18 protein-coding genes and 1 pseudogene are annotated in these 26,997 nt (G+C 69.4%); 6 read left to right on the top strand and 13 right to left on the bottom strand.

What is annotated here, in order from left to right; translation table 11 throughout:
- Positions 1-2: 2 nt before the first annotated feature.
- Together AB0B14_RS01395 and AB0B14_RS01390 are read right to left on the bottom strand one after the other, a co-directional pair.
- A complete protein-coding gene (locus AB0B14_RS01395; RefSeq protein ID WP_357520537.1) occupies positions 3-2,501 on the bottom strand; it encodes a serine/threonine-protein kinase in 2,499 nt (832 codons plus the stop codon).
- A 129-nt stretch (positions 2,502-2,630) separates the two neighbouring features.
- The gene (locus tag AB0B14_RS01390) at positions 2,631-5,174 is read right to left on the bottom strand and encodes a serine/threonine-protein kinase (RefSeq protein WP_357520535.1); all 2,544 of its coding nucleotides are present in this window, start codon (positions 5,172-5,174) and stop codon (positions 2,631-2,633) included.
- Positions 5,175-5,342: 168 nt separating this feature from the next.
- On the opposite strand from AB0B14_RS01390, the gene AB0B14_RS01385 reads away from it, so the two are divergent.
- Genes AB0B14_RS01385 through AB0B14_RS01370 form a run of 4 tightly spaced genes read left to right on the top strand, consistent with a single transcriptional unit; the run spans position 5,343 to position 7,515 of the window.
- Entirely contained in the window at positions 5,343-5,654 is a 312-nt protein-coding gene (locus AB0B14_RS01385) for a hypothetical protein (RefSeq protein WP_357520533.1), read from the top strand.
- Positions 5,647-5,943, top strand: coding sequence for a WXG100 family type VII secretion target (locus AB0B14_RS01380; protein WP_357250008.1), 297 nt, complete (start codon positions 5,647-5,649; stop codon positions 5,941-5,943). Before AB0B14_RS01385 ends, AB0B14_RS01380 begins: the two co-directional genes overlap by 8 nt.
- Positions 5,944-5,955: 12 nt before the next feature.
- Complete coding sequence (locus tag AB0B14_RS01375; protein WP_357520531.1) at positions 5,956-7,047, top strand: hypothetical protein; 1,092 nt, start codon at positions 5,956-5,958, stop codon at positions 7,045-7,047.
- Positions 7,048-7,050: 3 nt separating this feature from the next.
- Positions 7,051-7,515: a hypothetical protein gene (locus tag AB0B14_RS01370; RefSeq protein WP_357520529.1), complete on the top strand. Its 465-nt coding sequence runs from the start codon at positions 7,051-7,053 to the stop codon at positions 7,513-7,515.
- Between the two features lie 96 nt (positions 7,516-7,611).
- On the opposite strand, the gene AB0B14_RS01365 is transcribed toward AB0B14_RS01370, so the two are convergent.
- Entirely contained in the window at positions 7,612-7,761 is a 150-nt protein-coding gene (locus AB0B14_RS01365) for a hypothetical protein (RefSeq protein ID WP_357520527.1), read from the bottom strand.
- Positions 7,762-8,141: 380 nt separating this feature from the next.
- Between AB0B14_RS01365 and AB0B14_RS01360 the strand changes: the two genes are divergently transcribed.
- On the top strand, positions 8,142-9,497 hold the full coding sequence (locus tag AB0B14_RS01360; protein WP_357520525.1) for a PHB depolymerase family esterase: 1,356 nt from the start codon (positions 8,142-8,144) through the stop codon (positions 9,495-9,497).
- An 87-nt stretch (positions 9,498-9,584) separates the two neighbouring features.
- Here AB0B14_RS01360 and AB0B14_RS01355 read toward each other — a convergent pair.
- From AB0B14_RS01355 to AB0B14_RS01320, 8 genes and pseudogenes are all read right to left on the bottom strand, one after another.
- Positions 9,585-11,016 (bottom strand): annotated as a pseudogene (locus tag AB0B14_RS01355) (arabinofuranosidase catalytic domain-containing protein).
- Between the two features lie 149 nt (positions 11,017-11,165).
- Complete coding sequence (locus tag AB0B14_RS01350) at positions 11,166-11,354, bottom strand: hypothetical protein (protein ID WP_357520523.1); 189 nt, start codon at positions 11,352-11,354, stop codon at positions 11,166-11,168.
- A gap of 164 nt (positions 11,355-11,518) precedes the next feature.
- A complete protein-coding gene (locus AB0B14_RS01345) occupies positions 11,519-13,663 on the bottom strand; it encodes a UvrD-helicase domain-containing protein (RefSeq protein ID WP_357520521.1) in 2,145 nt (714 codons plus the stop codon).
- Positions 13,664-13,710: 47 nt separating this feature from the next.
- A complete protein-coding gene (locus AB0B14_RS01340; protein ID WP_357520520.1) occupies positions 13,711-16,227 on the bottom strand; it encodes a DUF262 domain-containing protein in 2,517 nt (838 codons plus the stop codon).
- A 258-nt stretch (positions 16,228-16,485) separates the two neighbouring features.
- Entirely contained in the window at positions 16,486-16,884 is a 399-nt protein-coding gene (locus AB0B14_RS01335; RefSeq protein WP_357520518.1) for a type II toxin-antitoxin system VapC family toxin, read from the bottom strand.
- Positions 16,881-17,780 carry a hypothetical protein gene (locus AB0B14_RS01330; protein ID WP_357520516.1) on the bottom strand — a complete coding sequence of 300 codons (900 nt, stop codon included), beginning with the start codon at positions 17,778-17,780 and terminating at the stop codon, positions 16,881-16,883. Before AB0B14_RS01330 ends, AB0B14_RS01335 begins: the two co-directional genes overlap by 4 nt.
- A gap of 102 nt (positions 17,781-17,882) precedes the next feature.
- The gene (locus AB0B14_RS01325) at positions 17,883-18,755 is read right to left on the bottom strand and encodes a helix-turn-helix transcriptional regulator (RefSeq protein ID WP_357520514.1); all 873 of its coding nucleotides are present in this window, start codon (positions 18,753-18,755) and stop codon (positions 17,883-17,885) included.
- Positions 18,748-19,020, bottom strand: coding sequence for a hypothetical protein (locus AB0B14_RS01320; RefSeq protein WP_357520512.1), 273 nt, complete (start codon positions 19,018-19,020; stop codon positions 18,748-18,750). Before AB0B14_RS01320 ends, AB0B14_RS01325 begins: the two co-directional genes overlap by 8 nt.
- Positions 19,021-19,126: 106 nt before the next feature.
- On the opposite strand from AB0B14_RS01320, the gene AB0B14_RS01315 reads away from it, so the two are divergent.
- The gene (locus tag AB0B14_RS01315) at positions 19,127-19,363 is read left to right on the top strand and encodes a GntR family transcriptional regulator (protein WP_357520510.1); all 237 of its coding nucleotides are present in this window, start codon (positions 19,127-19,129) and stop codon (positions 19,361-19,363) included.
- A gap of 555 nt (positions 19,364-19,918) precedes the next feature.
- Here AB0B14_RS01315 and AB0B14_RS01310 read toward each other — a convergent pair.
- A complete protein-coding gene (locus AB0B14_RS01310) occupies positions 19,919-24,022 on the bottom strand; it encodes a DNA methyltransferase (protein ID WP_357520508.1) in 4,104 nt (1,367 codons plus the stop codon).
- Positions 24,022-26,970 carry a DEAD/DEAH box helicase gene (locus AB0B14_RS01305; RefSeq protein ID WP_357520506.1) on the bottom strand — a complete coding sequence of 983 codons (2,949 nt, stop codon included), beginning with the start codon at positions 26,968-26,970 and terminating at the stop codon, positions 24,022-24,024. Before AB0B14_RS01305 ends, AB0B14_RS01310 begins: the two co-directional genes overlap by 1 nt.
- Between the last annotated feature and the right edge of the window lie 27 nt (positions 26,971-26,997).

Genomic DNA, 26,997 nt, shown 5'->3' with positions numbered 1-26,997 from the left:
CCTCACCTGTCCGAGCCGTACGTCCACAGTTGTAGCCCCTCGTCCCCGCCGAGTGCGGCAGCGCCGGCAGGGCTCAGCGCCACCACGTCGGACGCCAGGTCGGGGCCGGTGAAAGGACCGGGCCGGTAGGTGTGCACCGTCCGGCCGGTGGTCGTACGCCAGATCCGGACCTCGTCCCGGCGGACGGTGACGAAGAGGTCGTCCGGGCCGAAGGCCGTGGCACCGGGAGTGCCGGCCTCGCTGACCAGGGTGGCGAGGACCCGGTTGGGGCCCGTGCTGCGGATCAGCACCTCACCATCGCCCGTGACCTCCGCCCACGGCGTCACCGGCCCGTCGATGCGGGCCGCGTCCTGGCCGCTGGTGGTCTCGAAGGCGCGCAGGGAACCCCGCTGGTCGAGCGTCATGAGCACCCGGCCGTCCTGGCTGAGGCGGATGGTCTCGACGTCCGCCTGTCGGGTGACCAGGTCGATGCGGCTGTCCGGAGACAGCAGGGGCCACACCTTGACCTCGCCGTGGCTGAGGGCCGCCATGCTGGTGCCCTGCGGGGTGAACAGCAGGGTGGAGACGCCGCGCCCGACGGTCAGCGTGGTCGTGTTCTGCAGGTTGGCGACGTTCCAGAGCTTGATGATGCCGTCCTCCCCGCCGCTGGCGAGGGTCTTGCCGTCCGGACTGAAGGCCAGCACGTTGATCCTGTTGGTGTGCCCCGGGACCACGACCGTGGCCCTGCGGTCGGCGACGTTCCACAGCGTGATGCTGAACGTGGCGGTGTTCGCACTGGCGAGGGTCTTGCCGTCCGGGCTGAACGCCACCGCGCTGACGGGGTCGTCGCGCAGGGCCACCAATGCCCCCTGCCGCTGGTGGAGGTAGAGGTGACCGCCCGCGATCAGGCCGGCCACCACCACGAAGCACAGCACCGCCCACGGCCGCCGAGACCCGAGTGGTCGGAGACCACGCGGTGACCAACCCGGCAGCTCGCGCGACGGATCGGCGACCCGGACGTGGCTCGGCGCGGCGGCCCGCAGTGTGTCGACCATTCGCGCCGGGTTGACGCCGACGACGTCGCCGACGACCCAGACCGGATTCTTGCCGGCCTCTTCGTGGAGAACGCCGGTGCGCCTCCAGACGTCGGTGGTGGAGGCCGGCACGCCACCTGTCAGCTCGGTGCCGATCCTGGGCTTTTCAGCTCCTGACCACACCGTGATGCTGGGGATGTCCTTCCACAGCACCTCCTGCGGTGATCCGCCACCACGTTCGAAGCGCACCGAACGGCTGCCCACGCTCAGCTTGCCGTGCGGAGGATCGACGATGCTCCACAGCAACAGAACCCCCGCCAGGGGTGGCAGGAGGACGGCGGGGAGCACCGTCCACTCCGGCAGGCCGACGACCAACACCAGGTTGACGACCAGGAGGGTGACCCAGAGCACGGCGGCGAGAAGAGCCAGCCGGGCGGCGACGTTGATCCTGCGCAGGCGCTCCGGCACCGCGACCACGAAGCTGGTCGTCGACGAGTCGGTCGACCGGGTCGCCGCCGGTCGCTGGCGAGGTGGTGCGGGGCCGCCGGGCTGCGCGGTGGTGGCCTGCCGCTCCCAGGCCTCACCCTCTACCTCGGGGTCGCCGCCGGTAGGGCCGGGCCGTTCGGTGGCAGGGCTGTCCCGCCGGCCGGTGGCGCCCGCGCTGACCGGGACGCCGAGGAGCGCACGGGCCTGCTCGACGGTGAACCGTTGCGCCACGTCCCGGGTGAGCAGGCCGGCGATCACCGTGGACAGCGGCTCCTCGCAGCGAATGGCCGGCAGATCGTCGTAGAGGACCGCGTGCAGGGTGGCCGCGGTGGAGGCCCCCTCGAACGGAAGCTCACCGGTCACGGCCTGGGCGAGGGTCACACCCACCGACCACAGGTCGGCCGCCGGCGTCGGGTCGTTGCCGTGGAACAGCTCCGGAGCGAGATAGCCGGTCGACCCCATCATCCCCTGACGGGTCAGGCGAGCGTCCCCCACAGCCCGTGCGATGCCGAAGTCGAGCAACTTCACCTCGTCACCCGGCAGCACCATGATGTTGCCGGGCTTGACGTCCCGATGCACCACACCGACCGAATGCGCCGCCCGCAACGCGTCGAGCACCCGCACCGCGATGGCCGTCACCCGATCCGGTGACAACGCCCCCTCCCGGTCGAGGAGATCGGCGAGCGTCGGGGCGTCCACCAGCTCCGTCACGATGTAGGCGGCCTCGTCGTCGGCCGTCGCCGGCACGAGATCGTAGACCGCGACGACGGCCGGATGGTTGATCCGTCCGGCGGTGCGCGCCTCGCGCAACGCCCGCTCGCCGAACAGCCCGCGCTCCTCGCTGGGCAGGCCGAGCGGGGCGCGGATCTCCTTGACGGCGACCGTCCGCCCGATCAGCTCGTCGCTCGCCCGCCAGACCACACCCATGCCGCCCCGGCCGAGGACGCTCTCCAGCCGGTAACGCCCCGCGACGAGACGCTGCGCCGGCTGCGGATCTGGCACCCTCGTGCTCCTTGCCATCGTCCACGGAAGTCGGTGCGAACCATACTCCGATCGGTTGCGCGCCAACGTCCGTCCACAGTGCTGTCAGTCAACGTGTCACAGCCGGTGCGACAGGCGCTGACGTCGGGCTCAGCGGCCCGAGTCGTACGTCCACAGCCACAGCCCGGAGTAGCCACCGAGTGCGACGGTGCCGGTGGAGCTGATTGCCACCACCGACTCCGGCACCCGCTGGCTGGGGACGACTCGTGGCTTGTACAGGTGCGCGGTACGGCCGGTCGTGGTGTGCCAGATCCGGATGTCGCCCACGGACGCAGCCACGAACAGGTCTCCCGGGCCGAAGGCGGTGGAACCGAAAGTGCCACTCGAGTCACCGACCAGGGTGGTCACGACCTGGTTGGAGCCGGGCGTGCGGAGCAACACCTTCGAGTCGGACGTGGTCTGCGCCCACGGCGTGAGGGGCGCGTCCACCTGGGAGGTCTGGCGACCGCTGGCAGTCTCCCAGGCGTGCAGACCGCCCCGGTAGTTGAAGGCGACGAGCAGTTTCCCGTCCTGGTCGAAGCGGAGCTCGTCGAAGTCGATCGGCTCGGGTTCCGGGTCGATGGGCAGATCGACGCGCGCGTCCGTGGACGACAGCCGCCACATCATCACCCGCAGCCCGCCGAGGACGGCGATGCTGTCACCCTGTGGCGAGAAGACCACGTGGTCGACGCTGCCGTAGTCGCCGAACGTGAGGTCGGCCCGGTGCTGCCGGCTGGCGACGTCCCAGAGCTTGACCACGCCGTCGTGCCCACCGCTGGCGAGCGTCTTTCCGTCCGGGCTGAACCTGAGCACCTCGATACCCCTGGTGTGGGCGGGCACGGTGGCCATCGCCGTGCGGTCGGCGACATTCCAGAAGGTGATGCTCGACGTCTCGTCTTCGGCGCTGACGAGTGTGGTGCCGTCCGGGCTGAACGCCAGCGTGCTGACCCGCTCGGCGTCGAGCTCCACCATCGCCGATCGACTCTGCCGTACGAAGACGTGGCCGGCCACGACGAGGACGACCAACAGCAGGCAGGACAGCACCGGGATCGGCCACCGACGGCCGAGCGGCAGGAAGGCTCGGGTGGACCCGCCCGGCGTCTCGTCGGTCGGACCGGCGATGCGGACCTGACCGGGAGCGGTGGCAGTCAGTTCGTCCACCAGGACCGAAGGCTCGGCATCGAGGTCGCCGACGGTCCAGACCGGCCCGTGGCCGTCCTGGTCGCGCAGCACCCCGCGGGCTTTCCAGCGGTTGATCGTGCCCGCCGGCGCGTCAGTCGTCAGCTCGATGCCGAGCCTGGCGCGCGTGGCCGACCTGCCGGCACCAGGCCCCACCGTGACGGCGGCGACGTGCTCCCAGAGCAGATGCGTCGGTTGCCCACGGCGGAAGTGCATCCGCATCGAACGGTTGGTCAGCTGGACCCAGCCGTGCGGCGGGCTGACGATGCTCACCACCAGCCCGGCCCCCACCAGCAGCGGGAGGAGGATCGCGGGGAACAGCGTCCAGTCGGGGCGGCCGGTCATCAGCAGCAGGCTGGCGAGCAGGCCGGCCACCCACAGGACGAGGCCCACGACGACGAACCGGGTGGCGATGTTGACGATGACGGTTCTCCTCGGCACCTCGGCGAGGAAGTTGACCGCCGGCTGCTCGGTCGATGGCGTGTCTGGCGCGACCGGGCGTTGCCGAGGAGGCGTGGGCCCCGCCGGCTGCACGGTGGTGGCGTGCCGTTCCCAGGATTCGCCCTCGGGGGCGGGGCGGGCGGGGCCGGTTTGGTCGTGCTCCCCAGCCCCGGCGGCGGGGCTGTCGCGCCGGGCGGACACGCCCGCGTTGACCGGGGCGTCAAGAAGGTCACGGGCCTGCTCGACGGTGAACCGTTGCGCCACGTCCCGGGTGAGCAGGCCGGCGATCACCGTGGACAGCGGCTCCTCGCAGCGAATGGCCGGCAGGTCGTCGTAGAGGACCGCGTGCAGCGTGGCCGCGGTGGAGGCCCCCTCGAACGGAAGCTCACCGGTCACGGCCTGGGCGAGGGTCACACCCACCGACCACAGGTCGGCCGCCGGCGTCGGGTCGTTGCCGTGGAACAGCTCCGGAGCGAGGTAACCGGTCGACCCCATCATCCCCTGGCGGGTGAGGCGGGTGTCCCCCGCCACGTGCGCGATGCCGAAGTCGAGCAGCTTCACCTCGTCACCGGGGAGCACCATGATGTTGCCGGGCTTGACGTCACGGTGCACCACACCTACCGAGTGCGCCGCGGCCAGTGCCCCCAGCACGCGTACGGCGATCGTCGCCACCCGATCCGGTGACAACGCCCCCTCCCGGTCGAGGAGATCGGCGAGCGTCGGAGCCTCCACCAACTCCGTCACGAGGTAGACGGCCTCGTCGTCGCCGCTGGCCGGGACCACGTCGTGGATCGCCACGACCGCCGGATGGTTGATGCGCCCCGCGCTGCGGGCCTCGCGCAGCGCCCGCTCCGCGAACCGCAGACGCTCCTCGGTCGGAAGCCCGAGGGGAACGCGGACCTCCTTGACCGCGACGGTGCGTCCCATCAGCTCGTCGGTCGCCCGCCAGACCACCCCCATGCCGCCCCGGCCGAGGACACTCTCCAACCGGTACCGTCCCGCGATGAGCTGGTGCGGCGACTGGGGTTTCGGCACCTTCGCGCTCCTTGCCATCAGGCATTACAGTCGGTGCGAACCATACTCCGGAAGATCGTTCGGCGGTGTCCGTCCACATAGGAGTTGATCTACGTCTCGTGCCCGTGCGCGCGGGCTACGGGGTTGGGTTCGACCGAGAACGGCGCGGCTTTCAGGGGGGACGGGGCGATGGCGACCGGGTTCGGCTTCGACAGGGACGCGGTCCTTCAGGCCGTGCGGCAGCTGACGGATGTGCGCTCCGAGCTGGAGTCGGCCCGGCAGCAGACCGGCCAGCTGCCCAGGACCGGCTCCCGCGACGTCGACCAGGCCCTCTATGAGTTCACCAAGGCCGCGGTCCAACACCAGACGCGCCTGGTGGCCGCGGTGGCAGCCGCCGCGGACCGGCTCACCGACGTGGTCACGGGCCACGCCCAGCTGGACAGCACACTGGCCAACGAGTTATCGACCAATCAACAAGCAAAGGGGACGAGCGATGAGTGACGTCAGCGTCGGCTACGAGGGCCTCCAGTCGGCCGCCCGCACCTTGACCACGGGGCAGGAGGAGATGACCCAGAAGTTGAACGCCCTGAAGTCGATGATCGACCAACTGGTCAACAGCGAGTTCCGCACCCAACTGGCCTCGGGCCGTTTCCAGGACTCCTACCAGCAGTGGACCACCGGTGCGCAGAACATGATCGGCGGGCTGGAGGGCATGTCCACGTTCCTGGTCGGTGTCGTCCGCGAGCACCAGGATCTGGACGCCAGGCTGGCCGGGGGCATCAACGGCTGATCGCCGACCGACGTGGAACAGTGGCAGGTCCTCGATATCTACGACGGCGATCCGACCCCCGGTGAGCCGGCCTCGATCCGTGCGATGGCGGCCGACTTCCGACGCGGAGGCGAGGAGGCCGACGGACACGGCACGCGGCTACGCTCCATCGCGGCGGGCAGCGGCGCGCTGGCCCTGCGGGGTGACTTCGCCGCGGCCGTCGAGCAGGAGCTCGCGCCGCTGCCCAGTGAGGCGAAGGCCCTGGCGGACGCCTACCTGGCCTGCGCCCGAGCCCTTTCCTCGTTCGCGGACGAGGTGGAGCGGGTCCAGCGGCAGTCCCGCAGCGCGCTGCAGAGGGGGATGGCGGCCGACAATCAGTACCGCAGCCTGCTCGGTCAATTTTGCGCGGTGACCCGTCGGAGTCCCCAAGGGTCGGGGATCTGGCGAGGTCTCACCGAGTCCGACGCGTCGGGAGAACGTGAACCCGCTTACTCGATGGCCAGCTTCATCGGCCGATCGGCCCGGCTGTGCGAGGCGGAACGCCAGGAGGCTCGGGCCGCTGCTCTTCAGGCGAAGGGCCTCTACCAGGAGGCCGCGGGTCGCTGCGCCACGGCGATTCGGGCCGCCGCGCCGACCTCGACGCAACCGAACGCCGCACGAAGGTCACCGCCAGACACCGGAGCCTCTTCGAGCACGACCACCGGACGCATCGCCGGACCTGCTGGCAAGAAACCGCAGCTACCTCCACACCCGCGCCACAATCTGGAAAGAGTCCAGCCGGGCAGCCGCACGAAGGCGGCCAACACCGTCGTCCTGCCCACCGCGGACGTCACCAAGGACATCGACGACATCAACAGTGGTCGGGCAACCTGGGATGCCGGCCGCCAGCGCTACGTGGTGAACGGACGCACCTACATCCCCAAGGACGGGAGGATGGTCCCCGAGTCTGGGCCCGGCCTGGAGGCGTTGGACCATCAGGAGTACGAGTCGCTCAAGGCCTACATCAAGTTTGACGGCGACCTCGACGCGGCCGATGCCGAGCTGTCCAGGGACCCCTACAACACGCCGGCGCACCGAGCCCGCGCGCTGGAGGTCTTCCGCCATCACAGCAAGTACCAGGAGTGAGTGGTGGTCTATCAGATCCAGTTCGAAAAAGAGATACCCGCTGCCACGCTGCGGCGGTTTCTCCAGGACAGCTATGGCATCGCGCCGGGAGGGGTCTACGTCGGACGGATCGCGGACCGCCAGGTCGACGATCCTCGACCGGTCGCCATGTTCACGCCGCCCGACCACGACGAGGAGTTCGGCTGGGTCCTGGTCGGCGACACCGAGCTCGCCGATGCCACCGGTCAGGACGAGCTGGAGCTGGCGGTCGCCCTGGCCCGCGCATTCGGGGTCCGGGCAGTGGTCGACGACGGAAGCCTCTACCCCGACAGGTGGCGGCTGGTCAGCACCGATGGCAGCAGTGGTCTGGTGCTCACGGACGAGGACGCCGCGGCCGACGGCAGTCTACGGATCGTGCACGCCCTCGAACCGATCGCCGGCGAGCCCGACCTGACCGTTGTGCGGCCGTCGGGCGGGGCCGACGACTGACGACCGGCAGGCGCCGTTGGACGGACATCGGCCCCGCGCGCGGCCTGTCGTCGACGCACACGGATGTCGCGGTCGGATCGGAGATCTCACGACGCGCTACGCGTCCTCGTCGTCGCCCCGGCCGCCACGGCGTCGACGCACCGTGCCGGCGGCCAGCAGGGTGACGACCGCGGCGGTCAGCTGGAGTGCGGCACCCAGCAGATCGACCAGGCCGGAGATGGCGTCAGCGTGCGGCACAAGATCCATGAACTGCCTCCGGGTTCGTGCCCACCGTCCGCTTCCTGCGGAAGGCCCTCCCCCGGGCCCGAGCGGTCAGCCGCCAGAGCACCACCGCCATTGTGACACTCCCGCCCCAACGAAAAACAAGCCTCCGAGCAATCGACTGACGTCATACGTTACAACTTGACGAACGGCATGTTATCGCTCACAGTCGATGTCGAGGCGGCCAGCGTTCGCGGCTCGCGGGAGAGCTCCCGCTGGTCGGCCTCGGCGTCACGGCGTCCGGCCGGGCATCCGGGCGTCGCATCAGGACTCGACAGTGGCCGCCGGCGACGCGCGGCGGACGACGCACGTCCGCGCTCTGTGCTGCCGCCGAGTCCCCCGACCCCGCACAAGAGGAAGCGCCGATGAGATCAAGGATCGCACTGCTGGCCGCCGCGCTCGCGACGGCCCTGGCGACGATGACGGCCGTGGTCACGGCCGCCACCCCGGCGTCGGCCGCGACGCTCACCCAGGTGACCAACTTCGGCACCAACCCGACGAACCTCCAGATGCACCTGTACGTGCCGGACCGGGTCGCGGCCCAGCCAGCCCTCCTGCTCGCGTTGCACTACTGCACCGGCAGCGGCCCGGCCGTGCACTCCGGTTTCGGGCTCAGCACCCTCGCCGACCGTTACGGCTTCATCGTGATCTACCCGTCGGTGACCCGCAGCAGCAAGTGTTGGGATGTCTCCTCCCCACAGGCGCTGCGGCGCGACGGCGGCAGCGACCCGATCGGCCTCAAGTCCATGGTCGACTACGTCCGGGGCCGCTACCCGGTCGATGCGAACCGGATCGCCGTGGGTGGCTTCTCCTCCGGGGCCATGATGACGAACGTCATGGTCGGCCTCTACCCCGACCTGTTCAGTGCCGGGTTCAGCTCGTCCGGGGTCCCGTTTGGCTGCTTCGCCACCACCAACGGCGCCGAGTGGAACAGCGAGTGTTCCGGCGGGCGCATCGTCCGGACCCCGCAACAGTGGGGTGACCTGGTGCGCAACGCCTACCCCGGCTACACCGGCAGTCGTCCCCGGGTGCAGATCTGGCACGGCACCACGGACACCACGCTGAGCTACGTCAACTTCGGCGAGCAGGTCAAGCAGTGGACAAACGTCCTGGGCGTGTCCCAGACCCCCAGCTACACCGACTCCCCGCAGGCCAGCGCCACCCGTACCCGGTACGGAGGCACCGGTGGCACGGCGCCCGTCGAGGCCATCAGCTTCCAGGGGTACGGCCACTCCATCCCGTTCGACGCCGCGCAGGCCATCCGGTTCCTCGGCTTCGACACCACAAGCCCCACCACGCCGCCGCCGAACCCGACCACTCCGCCACCGGGCGGCACGGCCGGGCCGCTGCGCAACACCAACGCCGGTCGGTGCCTGGACGTCCCGTCGCGGTCGCAGACCAACGGCACCCAGGTCGCGTTGTGGGACTGCAACGGCGGCACCAACCAGCAGTGGACGCCGACCGCCGCCAAGCAACTCCAGGTGTACGGCACGAAGTGCCTGGACGCCGAGCGCCAGGGCACCACGGCGGGCACCCGGGCGATCATCTGGGACTGCACCGGCGGCACCAACCAGCAGTGGAACGTCAACAGCGACGGCACCATCACCGGCGTGCAGTCCGGCCTGTGCCTCGCGCCGAACGCCGGTGGCACCGCCAACAGCACCCCGGTCGTTCTCGCAAGCTGTACCGGCGCGACCAGCCAGCGGTGGACCAGAAGCTGACGCGGTGACCGACGCCGACGTACCCCGTTGGTTGCTCGGGTGACCGGTGGCCGGCTCGGGACGATTCCCGGGCCGGGCCACGCGGGCTCAGCGGTAGCCGGCGGCGGTGATGTTCGCCTGCACCGCGTTCTCGGTCGCGTCGGACGGGTAGCCCGCGACCATCGCGCCCTCGTAGAAGGTGCCGACGCTCTGGTTGGAGTTGTCGATGCAGCAGTCGCCGCCACTGCCGAGGATGATGGCGCCCTGCTTCCTCATCGGGTTGTAGCCCGAGGGCAGCGCGCCGTCCCAGAGCGTGTAGAGGTTGCCGGACTGGGCGTTGCTGCCCTTGATGGCGAAGCGGGACGTCCCGTTGTTCTTCAGCGTCGCCGTGACGAACTTGCTGTTGAACGCTCGTTGGTTGGGGTTCCAGGAGCTGCTGCCCGGGGTAGAGACCCCATTCCAGGTCGGCCTGCACCCACGGACCGCTGCCGGAGCACCCGCCGAACCAGCAACTCGTGCCGAAGTAGATGGCGTCCATCGTGCCCCGGCCGTCGGCCCGCCGGGTGGTCTCACTGTTGCCGTAGTCGAAGCAGCAGCCGCTGTTGACGTGCGTACCGCTGGTCACCATGTACATGCCCTCGGGCGCGGCACCGGTCGGGATGCCCGTCAGGTGCCCGTCACGCCAGTAGCTGCTGTTGCCGGGGATGTAGAGCGAGTAGACCCTGTCGCCGCCGACCGTCAACGGCTCTCGGGTCGCGACCGCGGGTTGGACCGCGCCACCGATGCCACCGGCACCCTGGTAGCCGAGGTTGTTGCCGCGCCCGGACTGGTCGTAGATCACCGTGATGACGCAGGTCGTGTTGGCGCAGAAGCTGTCCTGGTTGGCGGCGTTGGCCCGCCCGCCCGCGGTCAGCACACCGATGTTCCGAGTCGTGTTGTCCGAGGAGCGGCGCACCTGGTACAGCGAGCCGTTGTAGGTGGCGTAGAGGGCGCGGGTGGTGCTGTGCGCCGCGACGCAGGGCGTGCCACCCGCGGTGTAGATGTCACAGGGCAGGCTCGTGCTGGGTGGCGGTGTGGTGGGCGGTGGCGTCGTGGGCGGTGGCGTCGTGGGGCTCACCGCGCCGGTGCAGGTCGTGCCGTTGAGGGCGAAGGAGGTCGGCGCCGGGTTACTGCCGGTCCACGCGCCGTTGAAGCCGAAACTCGTGCTGCCGTTGGTGGGGATGACCCCGTTGTAGGCGACGTTGGTGACGGTGACCTGGGCGCCGGTCTGGGTGTGGCTGCCGTTCCACAGCTGGGTGATGGTCTGTCCGGCGGCGAAGCTCCAGGTCAGCCGCCACCCGTCGATGGCGTCGCCGAGATTGGTGATGGCGACGTTGGCGCCGAAGCCGCCCTGCCACTGCGAGCTGACCGAGTAGGTGACCTGGCAGCCGGTGGCCGCCGCCGAGGCGCTGGTCTGGGTGACGGCCGCGCCGACGAGGATGAGGGTGGTGGCGGCGGCGACGAGCGCCGGCCGCCGCCGGTGGGGTGGTTTTTGTCGCACGCGGTCTCCTGAGGGGTGCGGTTGGTGGGTGTGCCTCAGCCCGGGTGGAGTCCCGCTGCTCGGGCCCGGACTCCGAACAGCGGGACCACCAGACGCGACCCGGCCACCTGGCCGGGACCGACGATCCCCGGTGCGGGCAGGGCCAACACTCAGCCGCGCACCTCGGGCAGGTCCGCCGTCGCACGACGGTCCCGGCTCCTGGTCTGCCCTGCGCGGCGGCGGCCGGCCATGCCTCGAACGAGCGGCGGGCGGATCACCCGGTGGTGCCGGGGCCGTCCCGCGTCGGCCACGTCCCACCCGCCCCACGCCGCCGTGAGCGTCTCCGGACCAGGAGTCACCGCTCTCACGATCGCCCGGAACCAGTCGCGAATCGACGACTTTCCGTCACGTTAGCGCCAACAGGACACGTATATCCATAGACGATTGTCAGTATCGAGGGGTCGTGGTCGTCGAGGCGCTCGGGAAGCCACCACCCGGGGCGTCCGGCTGCTCTGCTATCGCATCAGCTGGACGCGAACGACAGGAACGGGCTGGGCTGGCCGCTCCACGAGACGTGCAGCGCCTCCCTCGCGCGGGTGCTCGCGACGAAGAGCAGGCAGCGTTCCCGGAGTAGATCGCTGTCGTGTTGCAGCTGGTCCACCTCGCTGGGCGTGACCTCCTTGGCGAAGGGAACGGCCCTCGCCGTGGCTCCCACCACTGCGACGCAGCGGAATTCGAGGCCCTTCATCGCGTGCATGGTGGCGAGCCGTACTCCTTCGCTGTCGGGGCTCGGCTGGTCGCGAACCCATACGGCCGGCACACCGGCGGCGGTCAGCTCGTCGTACACGGTGTTCAGTAGGAGGTTGAACCGTGCGCAGACCGCGATCTCGCTGGGCTGGACGCCTTGGTCGAGCCACTCCCCCACGCGCTTGGCCAGGGCTGCGACCTCGGTCTGCTGCGTGTTGTGGCCCTGGGCATTGGGTCGCGTGCCGTGCAGCAGTGACCGATATCCGGTCAGGCTGTCCTCGCCCTCGCCCGCGAGGTCGTCGATCCGCGACCCGGCCATCACACCGGTGGCCCAGGTCAGGATCTCCTCGGTGCTGCGGTAGTTGATGCGCAGCCGACTACTGCGTCCGGCGACCGAGATGCCGAGGGCACTGAGCGACACCCGCGAGTCGTAGATTCGTTGGTGCGGGTCGCCGGTGATGAAGAGGTCGTCCGGTCCGGGTGCGACGGCGGCGCGCAGCACCCGCCACTGCGCGGGGTGCAGATCCTGGGCCTCGTCGACAACCACGTGGTCGTACCCGTGCACGGTCAGGTCGGCGCGGCCGAGCAGCTGCGCCGCCTGCGCACACACCTGGAGGTGCGTGAGGTTGCCGGCCGCCGACAGCTCCGCCAGGAACATCTCGGCGGCGGCCCATACCTGGTCGCGTTGTGGGGTGCCCAGCGCCGACCCACGTCCCCGGCGTCTGACCGCGCGGTAGTCGTCTCGGCTGCGTACGTCGTGGGCGAGGATGACGTGCCGGAACTCCTGGGCAAGAAACTGCTCAGTCCAGGGCAGGTCCAGCCGCCGGCCCACCCGCCGCCACACCTGCCGCTCGCCGCTGTCGCCGATCGGGGTGACCGCTCGGCCGGTGAGCGCCCGCAACGCGCGGTTGGCGAAGGCGTTCACGGTGGTCACCTCGACCCGTGCCAGTTGCTCCTCATCGCCGAGAAGCGACGCCAGGTTCGTCCGCAGCGTCGCGGCCAGGGCATTTGTGTACGTGGTGAGCAGCACCCGACTGTCCGGCGTACGGGAGAGCAGGTGCTTGACCCGGTGCAGGGCGACCACCGTCTTGCCGGTGCCGGGGCCGCCTGTCACCTGCGCCGGCCCCTTGTACGACACCCGGTAGGCGACCCGCCGCTGGGACGGGTGCAGGAACACCCGCCACGCGGCGAACGGCTTGTCGAGGATCTCGGCCAGCTCGTCGGGCCGGGTCACCAGCGTGATCCGGTTGGCGGTGTTGACGATCGCCATCGCCAGGCTCTCGCTGGGCTCGTCCGGGGCGTCGGCCGGACGACGTTCGGCGACGAGGTCGCGGTAGACGTCATCCGGGGTGAACCCCTCGGCGAGATACTGCAACACCTCGAACTGGTCCTCGGGCAGCAGCGTCCCGAACGCCTCCAACTGCGGCTTGTCGATGATCGTGCGGACGGCTCGCAGCACCTGGTCGTCGATGCCGAGGTGCCGCAGCGCCGTGTCCGAGTGCTTCGCGAACAGCAACGTCGGCGCCTGCGCTGCCGCCTTCTCCAGCGCCGGGGTGAGCTGTTCGATGGCGACCGCGTTGCGGACCTCCAACGCCCGGGTCGCCGTGTTGACGGTGTAGAGGCGCTTCGCCGCCCAGGTGTACGCGCCGTCGTGCGGCACGACGTTGAGCAGCAGGAACGTGTCGCTACCGTCGTCGGGGGCGAGCACGACGCCGCGCCAGAAGTCGTTGATCCGGATGGTCCGCATGCGCGGGTCACGGGCGTTGTGCACCGACTCCAGGTGCAGTCCCTTGTCGGAGTGCAGCTCGGCGATGGTGAGTTGCTGGAACTTCTCCATCGCCTTGCGTACGCCGGCCTTGATCGGCTTCTCCAGGACGTCGAAGCTCTGCCAGAAGCTGTTGGCGAAGGCGAGCTGGGGCACCGGTGGGCCTCCGGGGGTGACGGGTCGAGGGTGGCGGTCAGGGTTGCCTAGTCGGTGACCAGCTCGTCCGACGGGGACAGTTGCGCCTGGTCGTAGAACCACAGCAGATGGTCGAGCAGCGCCTCGCGGGCGTCGGCATCCGCTAGAACCTTCAGGGGGAAGCCTGGCCGCAGGGTGAGCTTGGTGGCGGCGATGTTCACCCCCGGTAGCTGGTTGAGCCGCTGCCGAAGCTCCTCCCGTAGGGCGATGTCGTTGAACGGCGTGCGGACGCTGAGGTGCTGGAACACCAGCTCGAACTTCCCGCCCGGGTAGATCACCGCCGGCCAGATGCTGCCCAGCTCGTGCTCCCTGCGCCGGGCCATCAGGAAACAGGACGTCTCCGCGCCGGTGCCGTAGGACAGCGTGCCGCCGCTCGCGGTCCAGGCCTCCAGCAGGGCGACCGTGGCAGTCGCCACTGCCGGAGTCTGCAGAGCGGTGACCTGTTCGAGAAACCGGTCGGCGTAGGTGCCGTGCTGGCCCGGCCGGGGTCGGGGAATCCGCTCGGGGAGCTCCTCAGGCGTGATGCCGGCGAGCTGTGCCAGTTCCTCGGTGCCGATGCGTTGCGCCTGGTCAGCGCGGCCGTGCTGGTCGAAGGTCACGCCCTCGGCACGGAGCACCTCCCGTGGGTCGTCGGTGCGGTCCGGTTCGACCCACCGGAAGTTACCCGCGACGATCCCGCCGGCCTGAAGCACCCGGTGGGCGTTCGGGGTCGGATGGTTGGCCAGCCGGTTCCCCACCGGCTGTGGCGCCGTGCCGATCAGGGCGGCCAGGTCGCCGTAGGTGGTCCACGACCCGGTTGGCAGCTCCGCGAGGGCCTTCGCCAGTACGTCCCAGGCCACGTCGGACTGGTTACCGCTCTCCTCTGTGGGACCTGGCCAGATGGTAATGATCCGTTCGGCGAGGGCGTCGGCCCGCGCCAGAATCTCCGAGCCGCCCCACCGCTGCTGGTCGGCGATTTCCCGGCTCAGCCGGACACCGCTCTTCGCCAGAGCGATCCGCTTCGCGGCGAACGGCTTGTTGCTCAGTTCCGAGTTGTAGCCGGTGAGGGTGAGATTCCCCAGAGTGTGCACGAGCGCCTCGTGCGCCTCGTCGGAGGTCTCGTGCGTGTCGAGGTCGGCGGCGAGCATCTGCGCCCACTCGCCGCTGAGCGTCTGCGGCAGTACGTGTTCGATGGTCAGCTTCTCCAGCGCCACCGGTTCCTTGTTGTCGTAGGACTCCTCCAGCCAGCGCAGCACGAGGCTGCGCTGGCTGGCCCGGCCGTTGAGGTAGAACGGGATGGTCCGTACCAGGGCACGCAGGCTCGCGTCGGTGGCCCAGTGCTTGCGGCCCGTCGACAGGTACTTCCGCACCGCCTCGTCGACCGGCAGATCCCGGTCCATCTCGGTGACCACGGCGAGCAGGATGCGGTTGATGTTCATGGTGCTCCGGCCGATCAGCAGCCGCCGGACGAAGAAGCTCTCCAAATACAACATCGCGGAGGCGATCTGCTCGGAGGTCGCCGTGCCCTGGTCCCGCCGGTCGAGCAGGTGCAGCAGCACCGGGTAGACCGTGGTGGTGCCCCAGGCGCTGAGCCGCTCCAGCCGCCGCCGTACGCCCGGTTCCTGCTCCTCGCCGGGGTGCAGGATCACCCGCAGCAGCGCCCCGAGCCGGCTGAATCGCTGCACCTCGGCCTCGACGTCCGCTTCGGTTCGCAGCTTTTCGAGGCGTTCCTGCTGGGTCGAGTACGTGTCGGTCTGCTTGACCTTCGGGTCGCGGTGGACCAGGTCGAGCCAGAAGAGCAGGACCAGCTCCGTCGGGGTTAGCCGCTGCTGCAGTGGCAGCCAAAGCGATTCGTAGACGGCGTGTCCCCGGTTGGGCAGCCGCATGAAGATGTAGTTGCGCAGCAGGTCTGCCTGGGTGAGCGTCAGCCCGGTGTTGTTCAGCGACTCGAAGATCCGGTAGACGTTGTCACCGGCCTTAGCGGTGATCGCCACCAACGCCAGTCCGGTGATCACGGCGCTCTCGATCTGCTCGATGGCGACTGGCTCCTCGGTGGTGCCGATGGTCGCCAGCCGCTTGGCAAAGAACCGGTAAGCGCGACCCACCGGGTTGTCCCCGCCGGCATGCGGCGTCGACTTCACGCATGCCGCGTAGCCGTCCCGGTCGGCCTGGGTGGGGACCAGCTTCAACCAGCGCTGCTCCTCGAACGGGTTGGTCAGGTACTGCTGGTCCAGCCGGAGCCGGTGTTTCGGACTCTCGTGTTCGGCCCGGTGGTCGCGGATGGCGCACAGCAGGAGTGTCAGCGTGGTCAACCGCTGCTGGCCGTCCACCACCAGATATTCGGCAACGCCGACCGGACCCATGGCCGGGCTGGGCGCGAGCACCAGCGAACCGATGAAGTGGGTTGCGCTCGGGTGCTCGACCCGGTCCCTGGCGAGTTGGCAGACGTCGTCCCAGATCCGTTCGAGGTGAAGCTCGGTCCACGAATAGGTCCGCTGGTAGAGCGGCACGTGATACTGCTTCGCCCCCTCCAACAGACCCTGCAACGTCGTTTCCTGCGCCCCGACCATTCCGCTCCCGTCCTAATCGGACCTAGCCTTAAGCCGGCAACACAACCAGATCCACAGACCCGCGGGCAACACACACGGCAAGTTGCCGCGTCGGATAGTCGACAGCGCCCGGCGGCGCTGAGACCACTCGTCATTCCGCGCGGTGGCCGTTTGAGCAACACCCCACATGGAGACCGGTTGAGGGAGCCTGGCGGCACCCCACCGTCGTTCACTCCGTTGTAGCGCTGAAGTGCTTCACGGCAGTACGACGAGCCCGGGGAAACTGTCGAAGTGCCTGCGGTTCAATGTCAGCAGCGGAGCCTCGTAGCGGATCGCCGTGGCACAGATCCAAAGATCGTTGGTCTGCGCCGTCTGCCCAAGCGCATGGCCGGCGGACTGGGCCTGCGCCTTGAGTCGTCCCCACAGCCGGGCCAGTTCCTGGTCGTAGGGGGCCACCACGTAGCGCCGGACCGCCTCGTCCAGGGCCAGGACACGACGGTCGCCCCATCCCGCCTTCGCCGCGCCGTAGTGCAGCTCGGCGATGGTCGCGAAGCTGAGGATGGGCGTCGAGCCAATCAACTGCTGAGCGAGGTGGTCATCGGTTCCCTGCCAGATGGTCGAGAACGCATCAGTGTCGACGAGGACCCGCTTCACTGGCCTTCACCCTCACCTCTGGCCGAACGCAGCGCGGCCAGAAAGTCGTTCATGTCGCCGATCGGTGCCCCCCGTAGCTCGTCGACCGAACGGACCGGCGTCACACCCTGCGCCCTGGCGATGTCGTCCAGGCTTTTCGGCTCGGCGGAGTCGAGCCTGTGCAGGCTCGACAGGTGCAGAATGTGGATTGTCGTGCCGTTGGGTTCGAGCTCGGCGACGCCTTCTGCCATCACCACCTGGTCCATCGCGTCCAGCACGGCGTCCCGTAGGTCAGAGTCAAAGTCACAGAGGATACTTCCGGCGTAGGTGTCGATCCGGCAGCGCAGGGTCGCGGGGGAGAAATCTCCCATGTGTAGGCGGCCGACGATCGTCGATTCCTGGGCGATCTTTTCAAGGGAAGTCCGGCGGACGGCTCGGTGTAGCGCTTCGTCGATCACGAACCGGGTGCGGTCGCCCTGCCACAGCTCCACCCGGGTGACGCTCCTGGCGCTGATCCCACCGGTCAGACTTCTGAGCTGGTTGAGCACCTGCGGGCCGAAGTGAGGTGGCAGGACCTCCGGTCGTTCACGGAGATGGTTCGTGCCCTCTTCCAGCGCCGTCAGCGCCTGTTCCAACACTCCTTCGTCGAGCGAGAGCTGCCCGGTTCGCGCGATGTCCAGCAACGCCGAACCTGCCCGGAATCCGACGAAGTCGAGCCGTACCGCGTCCACAATCTCGCGAGGCCGACGGCCGGGGCCGGTGGTCTTGCCGGCAATACTCAGTGCCAACAATTCCAGGGCCGCCTGCAACCCGCTCGCCAGCCGGGACAGCTCGGCGAGCGGCAGGCGGCCGCCCTCCGTAGCCGGCCCGACCGCCCGCAGCGTCAGGTCGACAGCCGACGAATCTTCAGTCGCCATCGTCACCTCCTCCGCCGCTGCGCGCTGCCGGTCCAGAAAGGGTACGCGCCAGTCGGCGCGGCACCGGGCACAACGCCCAGCGACACACCGGTCACCGTCAGCTCAGCCGTGGTGCACCTCCTCGCCGATCTTGACGATGAGCCGGCGGGACTCCTCCTCGCTGAGCGCCAGCGCGTCGAGACCCGCCCACACCTGCTCGTAGGCGGTCACCTCCGCCGGCCGGTCGAGGTACAGCGCCCCGGTCAACGACTCCTGGTAGACGACCGGCGGGTCGGGGTCGACGCGCAGGCCGAGCGGAAAGTCCAGCAGCACGAACGAACCCGCGAGCACCCCGTCATGCGCGCCGGCCGCGAGCGGCAGCACCCGGATCGACACGTGCGGCAGCCGGCTCGCCTCCGCCAGGTGCCTGAGCTGCTCGGCCATGGTCGCCGCGCCGCCCACCTCGCGCAGCAGTACCGCCTCGCAGAGGATCACCTCGAACCGGGGCGGTCGGGGCAGCCGCCGCCGGAGCAGGCCCTGCCGCCGCAGCCGCGCCTCGACCAGGCGTTCCCGTTCCTCGCCGGGGCGTCGCCGGCAGGCCTCTGACGCGTACCCCCGGGTCTGCAACAGCACGGGGACCTGCACCCCGGCGTGCTCGCGGAGCCGGCACGCGGCGGACTCCAGGCCGCCGTGCAGGTCGAACCAGTCGGGTACGGGGTCGCCGTAGGCGTGCCACCAGCCCTTCGCCCGCGTCTCCCCCGCCAGGGCGACGAGCGCGGCGGTCAACTCGGGCCGCGCCCCGTACAGCTCGCACATGGCCCGCACGTCGATCCCCCGCACCGGGCCGAGGCCGCTCTCGACCCGCCACATCTTCTGCCGGCTGCACTCCAGCGCCTCGGCCACCGCGTCAAGCGTCATGCCCGCCTCGGCGCGAAGATCCCGCAACGCCCGCCCGAGCTGCCGGCGCGGCACCGTCGAGCCCGTGGCGTCACCCATCGGAACCCTCCCGCCGCCCTTGGCTGGGCGGCTGCGCCCGGTAGCGGTCCGCCCGCTGGTTGAGCCCGCCAGCGGGCCGCCGCCGCGCCGGCCACTCGTAGACGACCGCGCCGTCGCACCGCGAGGTCGGGACCCCATCGGGTACGACGTTCTCGACCGTCTTCCGCCGCCAACGCCCCGGCTCGTCCCCGTCGGGAACCACCTGCCCGGTCAGGTCCACCGCGACCTTCCCCGCCCGCAAGAACCACTTCCACCGCCTACCCACGCTGCCTCCCTCGTTCGCCAGGGAGATGGTAGCAAGCTTGTAAAGCCTGTAAGTACAGGAAGGGGATGATTTACACGCCTCCGAAATCGGCTGCTTTGCTGGCCTCATGCCGTACGCGCAGCCACTCTGGCGACAGATCAGAGATGACCTGCGCGCAAAGATCAAGGCCGGCATCTACCCGCCAGGGAGCAAGCTTCCCTCCGCGCGCCTCCTGGCTGACGAGTACGACACAAGCCACATGACCATCCGCCGCGCCCTCGACTCCATGATCGAACGTGACGAGCTGATCGGTCGAACGGGCATCGGCGTGTTCGTTGCCGACGATTCGGGACGAAGCTCTTAACTCACATGCCGAGGCGGTTCCCTCTCATGCAGAGAGCCGGGGCAAGGGCCGCGAAGCGGCCAAGCGATTCCCCGACAACCCTGCCCGGCTCTACGTGCCGAATACATGCTCGACGCAGGTTATGCACAGGGGCAATGCGTCTCTAATCACCCCCACCCCCGCCCTGCTTTCGTGCGCCGGGTGGACATCACCGGCACGGATCCGCTAAATGGCATTGAACATCATCGCCTACGCCTTCGCCTACCATCAGTGGCGGCGATGGTAGCGCCGGCTGCATACATCAGGCCGATCACACAGCCGATCGTGGCGCCTATTTTTACCGACCAATCGGATTTACCCCATGCGCTACAAGTGCAGTACACTACAGGAGCACCGCTCATGATAAATACGAACCACGCACCAACGGGAGATAGCGGCTGATTCGACCGAGCCATACAGCACTCCTTCTCAGGGTAGACCGGCGGCTTCGCTGATCCTCTGGCGCATTACGCCGCGGCTTACGGCCAGCCGGAATCGGCCAGCTTGGTCCAACTCTCTGAAAGCACTCCCGAGCCGCTACCGCCCCCCGCTCGGACCTATCGAATGACGGGGACCGCGCCCGGGTGGCGGGGCGAGATCACTCGCGAACTCGATTCCTGCATCCTGCGCCCTCACTATGCGGTCGTAGGCATCAAGGACGAGATCCTTGGTTCGGTAACTTCCATGAGCCAGCTCATCAGTTCTCATGACCACAGGGAATGAATTCATTATGTAGGTAATATCATCACGACCCAGACCATAAATATGGAAAATAAACGCGTCAAGCTCGGCGCGGATGACATCCCGCCGACTTCGATTCCATCGGAACGGCATTCCGGGACACCCCAGATCGGCGGCATACTCCTTCATGTCAAAGCTAGTAAACGAAAGTTCCACTACACGGTCGATGAGCCAGCGGACCCCACCTGGGGCCAGATGAAATGTAGACAACGAGGGAACTGGGAGCTGATACAGGTAGCCATACGTCAAATGAGTTCCGACAATTTTCTGACGGATTATGTAATCAAAAGCGAAGGAGCTGAAGCATGCCTCAATAAGGGCCGCAGCCAGGGGCTCTTCGCACAAGATGATTGGGTTGGTGTGACCCACCCCGTATTTCGGCAACACGGCAGCCACCATCGTTCGCGTATCCGTGGACCGGGCGATATCCCGCCAACCCATTAGCCACTGGTGGCCCCAACCCCGCTCAGCGAGCCGGGAATTGACCCCCAAGTCGTAGATGATCTTTCCCCTCTTGTCCCGCTTATCCGTCGGGACGTCGAATTCAGGGACCCAATATCGCGGCATAGCCACGAAGTTGGGATCATCATGCTGCTCAGGCGTCAGCCGTGGAAGTGTGCCCATGTTGGCCTGGGCCTCGGTCTGACCGTCGTACGTGCCCAACCGGTGGTCGAAGTGATGGAGCATCTTCGCCTCGTACAGCGGCAGCATTCGCTGCTGGTCGCGCTCGAAGATGTTGCCACGCAGAGTCCAGCCGTCGCCCTCCAATTGCTCGCGGGTGCGGAACAGGTGAGAATCGTTCGACATGTGGAACATCGTCATAAACGACAGGCCCCACGGGTTGCCCTCCGGGTCGCCCTCCTTGATGAGCACCGGGACCCGGCGGTAGATGCCGAGGGTGATCTCGGCGTCGCGGCGGGAACGGAAGACCGGAAGGGTGCCAGTGTTGGGATTGGCGAGAAGGATCTCCTCGGGTGGCATGGCGAAGCGCCGACTGTCCAGGTCTTCGATGTGACGCGTGCCGAAGGCGAAGGACGCTTGGTCCACACGATCACCCTTGCCCACCACGGTCAGGAGGGCGAACCGGACTGAATGATGCACGTCCCGACTGAGGATGAACGCCTCGTTCTCGAAATCGAGGAACGACGCGAGGCGTCCGGTGCGGACGAGGTCGGAGAAGAAGGGCGCAGTGGTGGCGTCCGTTGCGATACCCGTCGGCAGGACCAAGCCGAAGCGGCCTTGTGGCGCGATGGCGAGGGAGGCCGTCTCGGCGAAGACGGCATACGTGTTCACGTCACCCCTGCCGGCGAGCGGGTAGCGGCCCGAGTTGCGGAGCAGGTGACTGACCCCTTCGGCCAGCCGACGGGCGGCGGCGAAGGCTCCATGCAGGGCTCGGTCCGCGTCCTCCGGGCTGTCCGCCAGCGCCTTGATGAGCCGTTCGCGGGCTGCCTTGTTGGCAGCCTTGGCGATCGTCTCACTGCGGGCGGCGAAGAACTCCTGTTCCTGTAGCTTGACGCGCTCCCACGGCGGGTTTCCGAGCATGCAGTCGAAGCCACCCGACCAGCCCGTTGCCGGATCGATGTCGGCGGCGTTGTCCGCGACCGCGAAGAGGTCGGGAAACTCCAGGTGCCAGTGGAAGAACAGGTACTCGTTCCGGAGCCGTTCGATCTCCTCGTCGGTCTCCGGCGAGGCAGCCGACGCGTTCGGGTTCTCCAATGCACGGAAAGTGTTGTGCGTGACCGCTGGCGGCGCGTCCTCCGTCTTCGTCCAGATGAAGGCGGCACACCAGGCATCGGCGACGTGCAGCGCACCCTTGTACCGGTCGGACGTCACGAACTCCTGGTAGGCCGACTCCTGCTCACGCACGTCGCCGAGGTCGTCCGCCGGCGCGTCCGTGATCCGGCGCAGCCCCTGCGCAAAGACGGCATTGGCCGCCTTGGCCCCATGATGGAGGTCGAACAGGCTGTCCTGCCCGGCCCGCTCCTTGGCGTTCTGCTTCTCCAGGTTCTTGGCGTGCTTCTTGTCGTCACCCTCGATGGGCTTGAACGCGGCGTCGGGGATGCCGTCCTTGAGCAGCGCCGGAGTGGCCCCGATCAGCGCGTTGCCGTGCTTGATGTGGGCGTCGAGGAAGCTCAACGGCTTGCCCGGTTCGAGGGCTTCCAGCCAGAGGGAGACCTTGGCGAGTTCGACGGCCATCGGGTTGAGGTCGACGCCGTAGATGCAGCCTGCGATGACCTCGTGCAGGGCGTGGCGTACCGCGTCGAGGGTCGGCTCGGGGTTGCGTTCACGCACGGCCGCGACCCGCTTGCCGATGCGGCGGGCTGCCGCGACCAGGAAGTGTCCGGAGCCGCAGGCCGGGTCGCAGACGGTGAGCGACAGCAGTTCCTTGACGATGGCGTCGGCGGGATCGGGCTGTCCGGCGGCGGTGGCCGCCACCTCGCCGCGCTTGACCGCGTCGTCGATCACCGGGTCGAGCGCCGAGTCCAACAGGCATTCGATAAGTGAGGACGGGGTGTAGTAGGAGCCGGTGGTCTTGCGGGTGTTGCCGGCGAGTTCGACCAGCTCGAACGTGCGGTCGACGGCGCTGTGCCTCGGCACCAGCTCCAGCAGCGATTCGTAGATCGAACCCAGTTCCTCTGCGTCCAGGTGCCGGTAGTCGATCGACCGCCAGCGGCGCGAACTCGTGTCGCGCACCTGGCAGAGCTGGCGTACGGCGGTCAGCAGGTGCTCGTTGGCCAGCGACAGCCCGCGCAGCGGGGCGTCGGGCTCCCGGTAGTCGAAGATGCCGCCGAGGCCGGGCAGGCCGATTTCGGGACGGCCGTCGACGTGGCCCAGCGCGTCGAGGACGATCCGCAGCGCCTGGTAGAGGTCGGCATGGGCGGTGCCCCGGCGGCGGCGGGCGTGGGCGCGCAGCCGCCCCGAGGAGAAGTATTTCGCGTACCGGTCGCGGGTTTCCTCGCTGGTGCCCGGCGGATGCAGCGCGTCGCGGTCCTCGGCGACGAAGAGGAACAGCAGCCGGTAGACCAGGCGCAGCAGCGCGTTGTGGAACGCCTGGACGTCAAGGTCCTCGCGGAGCCGCTGGTTGTCGGGGTGGCGCAGGAAGCCGGTGCCGAGGGTGGTGATCGCCTCCTGGACGCCCCGGCGGAGCTGTTCCAGCGCGCGTACGCCCGACGTGATCGCTTCCGCGCGCCACTTTTCCAGCCAGCAGGTCGACGGGGCCGCCTCCTCCCCCACCGCGAAGCGGGTGACGTGCAGCAGTCGGTAGAGCAGCACGAACTCGCTGAACAGTTCGCCGTCGAAGATGGCTTCCAGGTCGAATTCGACGTAGGCGGCGGTGGCGAGGGCGTTGGAGTCGCGCAGCAGCCGCAGCTGCCGGCCGTTGGTGAGCACCCCCCACAGGTGGGCGTCGGAGCGGTTCAGGCACTCCTGCACCAGCGACTGCGGCGGGACACCGCCGCCGGCCGGGCGTTTGTCCAGGGTGGCGTTCCAGCGGGCCAGGTGGATCGGGACGTGCTGCCAGCGGTGACTGATCGAGAAGGGCTTGCCGCCGTCGTCGGAGGTGATGCCGGTGGCCCCGATGGGGGTGAGTGCCCCGAAGCCGAACGCGTCGAGCAGCGGTTCCAGCCATTGGGTGACGGCGCGGCCGGTCGGGTCGGCGGGGGTGTCGGCCTCCGGGGCGGCGGGCAGGTTGCCGCGCAGGTCCTTCCACACCGACTTGAGCCACTCCCAGTGCCGTTCGGCGTCGTCGCGGACCGAGCGCGCGCCGACCACCCGGTAGTCGGCGGGCTTGCTGCCGGGGACGTCCCTACCCTCGGCGATGCGGACCAGCATGTCGGCGGGGAGCAGGCCGCCGATGGTGTGCACGGCGGTGAAGACCTGGTTGCGGGCGGTGGCGGACATCAGGCGGGGCCTCCTGCGGTGGGGGCGGGCAGGTAGACGTACGCGCCGAGCAGGTCGGCGCCGTCCTGGGCGGTGACGGTGAGGCCCCGGACGATCTCGCCGGAGGCGCTGCGTACCCGGCGGTGTGAGGCGAGCAGTTCGGCGGCCAGCTCCTGGCCGTAGCCGGTGAGGTGCTCGGCGACGGCGGGCAGGTCGGTGAGGATCTGCTTCATGGTGCGTTCGCCGAAGCCGGGGTCGGTGTTGGCGTCGGCGGTGGCGTCGAGCAGCGCGAAGGCGTCGTCGGCGGGCAGCCAGCGGGCATTGGTAGGTGCCCCGGCGAAGGCGAGCAGCCGGGCGTCCTCGGCGACGAGCTGCCGGGTGCCCGTGCGCGACGGCAGGGTGAGGTGGAAGCGGTAGCGGACCACCAACAGGGTGGTGCGGGCGGTGACGGCCCGGGTGCGGATCACGCCGCAGCGCCGTGCCGGGCGGGGGCCGGGAGCCTGCTCGTCCAGGGCGGCGTTGAGGACGTACCCGGCGAGGGCCGCCACCGCCGGGTCGGTGCGCACCAGCGCGACCTCGCCCCGGTCGACGGCCGCCGTGTCGCGGACCGGCACCGGGCGGCCGAGTTCGACCACGTCACCGCCGAGCACCGGGGCGAGGGCGTCGCGCAGGCCGGCGGGGGTGCCGCTGACGTCCGCGGTGAAGTCGCCGGGCCGGGCCGGGTCGTCGCGCAGGACGCCGTCGAGGGCACGCAGAGACTGGCGTACGAAGGCTCGGATCTCCCCCGCCCGACCCAGGGTGTCGCGGACGGCGGCGACCTCGACGGCCACCTCCTCCGGCCGGATGGCGTGCTGGGCGAACCGGGAGCGGGACGTCTTCTCCCGCTCGGCGGCGGACTGCCAGTCGGCGGCCAGGGTGGCGGCCCTGCGGTCGAGGGCCCGGTATTCGTCGGCGTCGAAGAGGCTGCCCTGTTCGCCGCGTTCGGCCTGTTGGCCGCGCAGCAGCACCCACTCGACGATCGCGTCGGTCACCCCGGAGGACGCCTCGTCGGGCACCGAGACGGAGACGCCGAGGTCCTTGCGGATCTGTCGGTGCTTGCGGATGAGGACGTCGAGGACCTTGCCGTCGATGCCGTTGTCACCGCCGTACAGGGTGATGACCTTGACGACCTCGCGCTTCTGGCCGAACCGGTCGACCCGGCCCTCCCGCTGGTCGTGGCGGGTGGGGTTCCAGGCCAGGTCGTAGTGCACGACCGCGTCGAAGTGGTGTTGCAGGTTCACGCCCTCGGAGAGACAGTCGGTGGCCACCAGCACCCGGCGGGCGGCCGGGTCGTCGCCGGCCGCCCGGGCAAGCTCCTCGATGCGGTTGATGCGCTGCTGCGGGGAGAGCGTGCCGGTGACCGCGTGCACCACCGTCTTGCGGCCGAGCTTGCCGTCGAGGTGCTCGGCGACGTACTCGGCCGTGGGGATGTAGCGGCAGAACACGATCGGGTGGTAGCCGTCCTTGAGCAGGGCCTTGAGGTGGGTGACAAGGGCGGCGAGCTTGCGGTCCTCGGTGGGGCCCTCCAGCTTCGCCGCCTGCTCGGCCAGCTCGGCGAGCCGCGCGCCGCCCCGGTCGACACCCCCGGCCACGTCGCCGGTCGCCGCGCCGGGGGCGACGTCGAGACCTTCGAGGGCGTCGTTGTCGGACGAGTCGCTGGTCAACGGGATGCCGAGCCGGTCGGCCTCCTCGGCGCTGCCGGCCGCCACGGTCGCCGAGCGGGTGCGCAGGGTCTGCGCGGCGGCCCGCGGCGACGACACCAGGGACCGCAGCAGCGCGATCGCCGACCACCAGGCGATCCGGGCCTCCCGCCGGCCCTGCCGGTCCGCGGCGGTCACCCGCTCGCTGGCGTACGCGATGGCGTCGTCGAGCAGCGCCCGGTACGCCGGGGAGAGCTTGTACGTCTCGTCCTTGAAGTGCCGGTCGGCGGGGAACGACGTCTTCTCCGACAGGGTGTCGTCGGGTAGCCCGTCGGAGCGGGTGAGGTATTGGCGCACGTCGGCGCGCTTGCGGTGCACGAAGTAGGGGGCGAGTGCCCGGCGGCCCGCGTCGGAGCCCAGGTCGACGGCGGCGAGTTCCGGCTTGACCAGGCCGAGCAGGTTGCGGAAGGCGCCCTCCTTGCCGCTGTGCGGGGTGGCGGTCACCAGCAGCAGGTGCCGTTCGGCGTCGGCGGCGACCCGTTGCAGCAGCTCGAAGCGGAGCTGATTCTGCGCGGAGGTGTTGTCGTCGGCCGCGACGCAGGTGTGCGCCTCGTCGACGATGACCAGGTCGGGGCAGTGTCGGACGAAGTCGTCGCGGTGCCGGGTCGACTTGATGAAGTCGGTGGAGACGATCACGTACGGGTGCCTGTCGAACAGCGACTGGCCCAGGTCCAGGCCGCGTTCCAGGCGGGACACCGTGGAGGCGAGGACCAGTTCGGCGTCGATGCCGAACTTGCCGCGCAGCTCCCCCTGCCACTGCTCGGCCAGCGCGGGTGAGCAGAGCACGGCGAGTTTGCGCGCACTGCCCTGGGCGAGCAGTTCACTGGCGACGAGGCCCGCCTCGACGGTCTTCCCGATGCCCACATCGTCGGAGATCAACATCCGGACGGTCCGTTGGCGCAACGCCATCATCAACGGCACCAGCTGGTAGGCGCGCGGCTCGACGGCGATGCCGGCCAGGGACCGGAACGGGCCAGCCCCGGACCGGAAACCGATCCGCAGCGCGGAACGCAGCAGGCCGGCGGCCTGGGCGTCGCCGAGATCGGCGGGCGACGGGTCGGCGAACCGCGCGCCGGTGACGGGTTCGAAGTCGGGAAAGACCGCCGCGATGTCGTCGTCCGCGCCGCCCAGGGGGCGCAGGACGAGCATGTCGGGCGCGCTCTCCGGCAGTACGACCCAGTCGCGGCCTCGGGCGGAGACCAACGTGCCGGCGCTGAAGGGGGTGCTCATGAGGGGGTCCTCGCGCGTCGTGTGGTG

It is taken from the genome of Micromonospora sp. NPDC049171 (assembly GCF_040648275.1).
Classification (GTDB): domain Bacteria; phylum Actinomycetota; class Actinomycetes; order Mycobacteriales; family Micromonosporaceae; genus Micromonospora.
The sequence above is the reverse complement of the archived record's forward strand: the minus strand, read 5'-3'. Positions and strand labels throughout refer to the sequence as shown.

Bases quoted from the DNA above. Each gene is read 5' to 3' on its own strand.
- AB0B14_RS01310 (WP_357520508.1), bottom strand. From the start codon at position 24,022: ATGTCCGCCACCGCCCGCAACCAGGTCTTCACCGCCGTGCACACCATC.
- AB0B14_RS01325 (WP_357520514.1), bottom strand. From the start codon at position 18,755: ATGGGTGACGCCACGGGCTCGACGGTGCCGCGCCGGCAGCTCGGGCGG.
- AB0B14_RS01360 (WP_357520525.1), top strand. From the start codon at position 8,142: ATGAGATCAAGGATCGCACTGCTGGCCGCCGCGCTCGCGACGGCCCTG.
- AB0B14_RS01385 (WP_357520533.1), top strand. From the start codon at position 5,343: ATGGCGACCGGGTTCGGCTTCGACAGGGACGCGGTCCTTCAGGCCGTG.
- AB0B14_RS01365 (WP_357520527.1), bottom strand. From the start codon at position 7,761: ATGGATCTTGTGCCGCACGCTGACGCCATCTCCGGCCTGGTCGATCTG.
- AB0B14_RS01315 (WP_357520510.1), top strand. From the start codon at position 19,127: ATGCCGTACGCGCAGCCACTCTGGCGACAGATCAGAGATGACCTGCGC.
- AB0B14_RS01330 (WP_357520516.1), bottom strand. From the start codon at position 17,780: ATGGCGACTGAAGATTCGTCGGCTGTCGACCTGACGCTGCGGGCGGTC.
- AB0B14_RS01380 (WP_357250008.1), top strand. From the start codon at position 5,647: ATGAGTGACGTCAGCGTCGGCTACGAGGGCCTCCAGTCGGCCGCCCGC.
- AB0B14_RS01305 (WP_357520506.1), bottom strand. From the start codon at position 26,970: ATGAGCACCCCCTTCAGCGCCGGCACGTTGGTCTCCGCCCGAGGCCGC.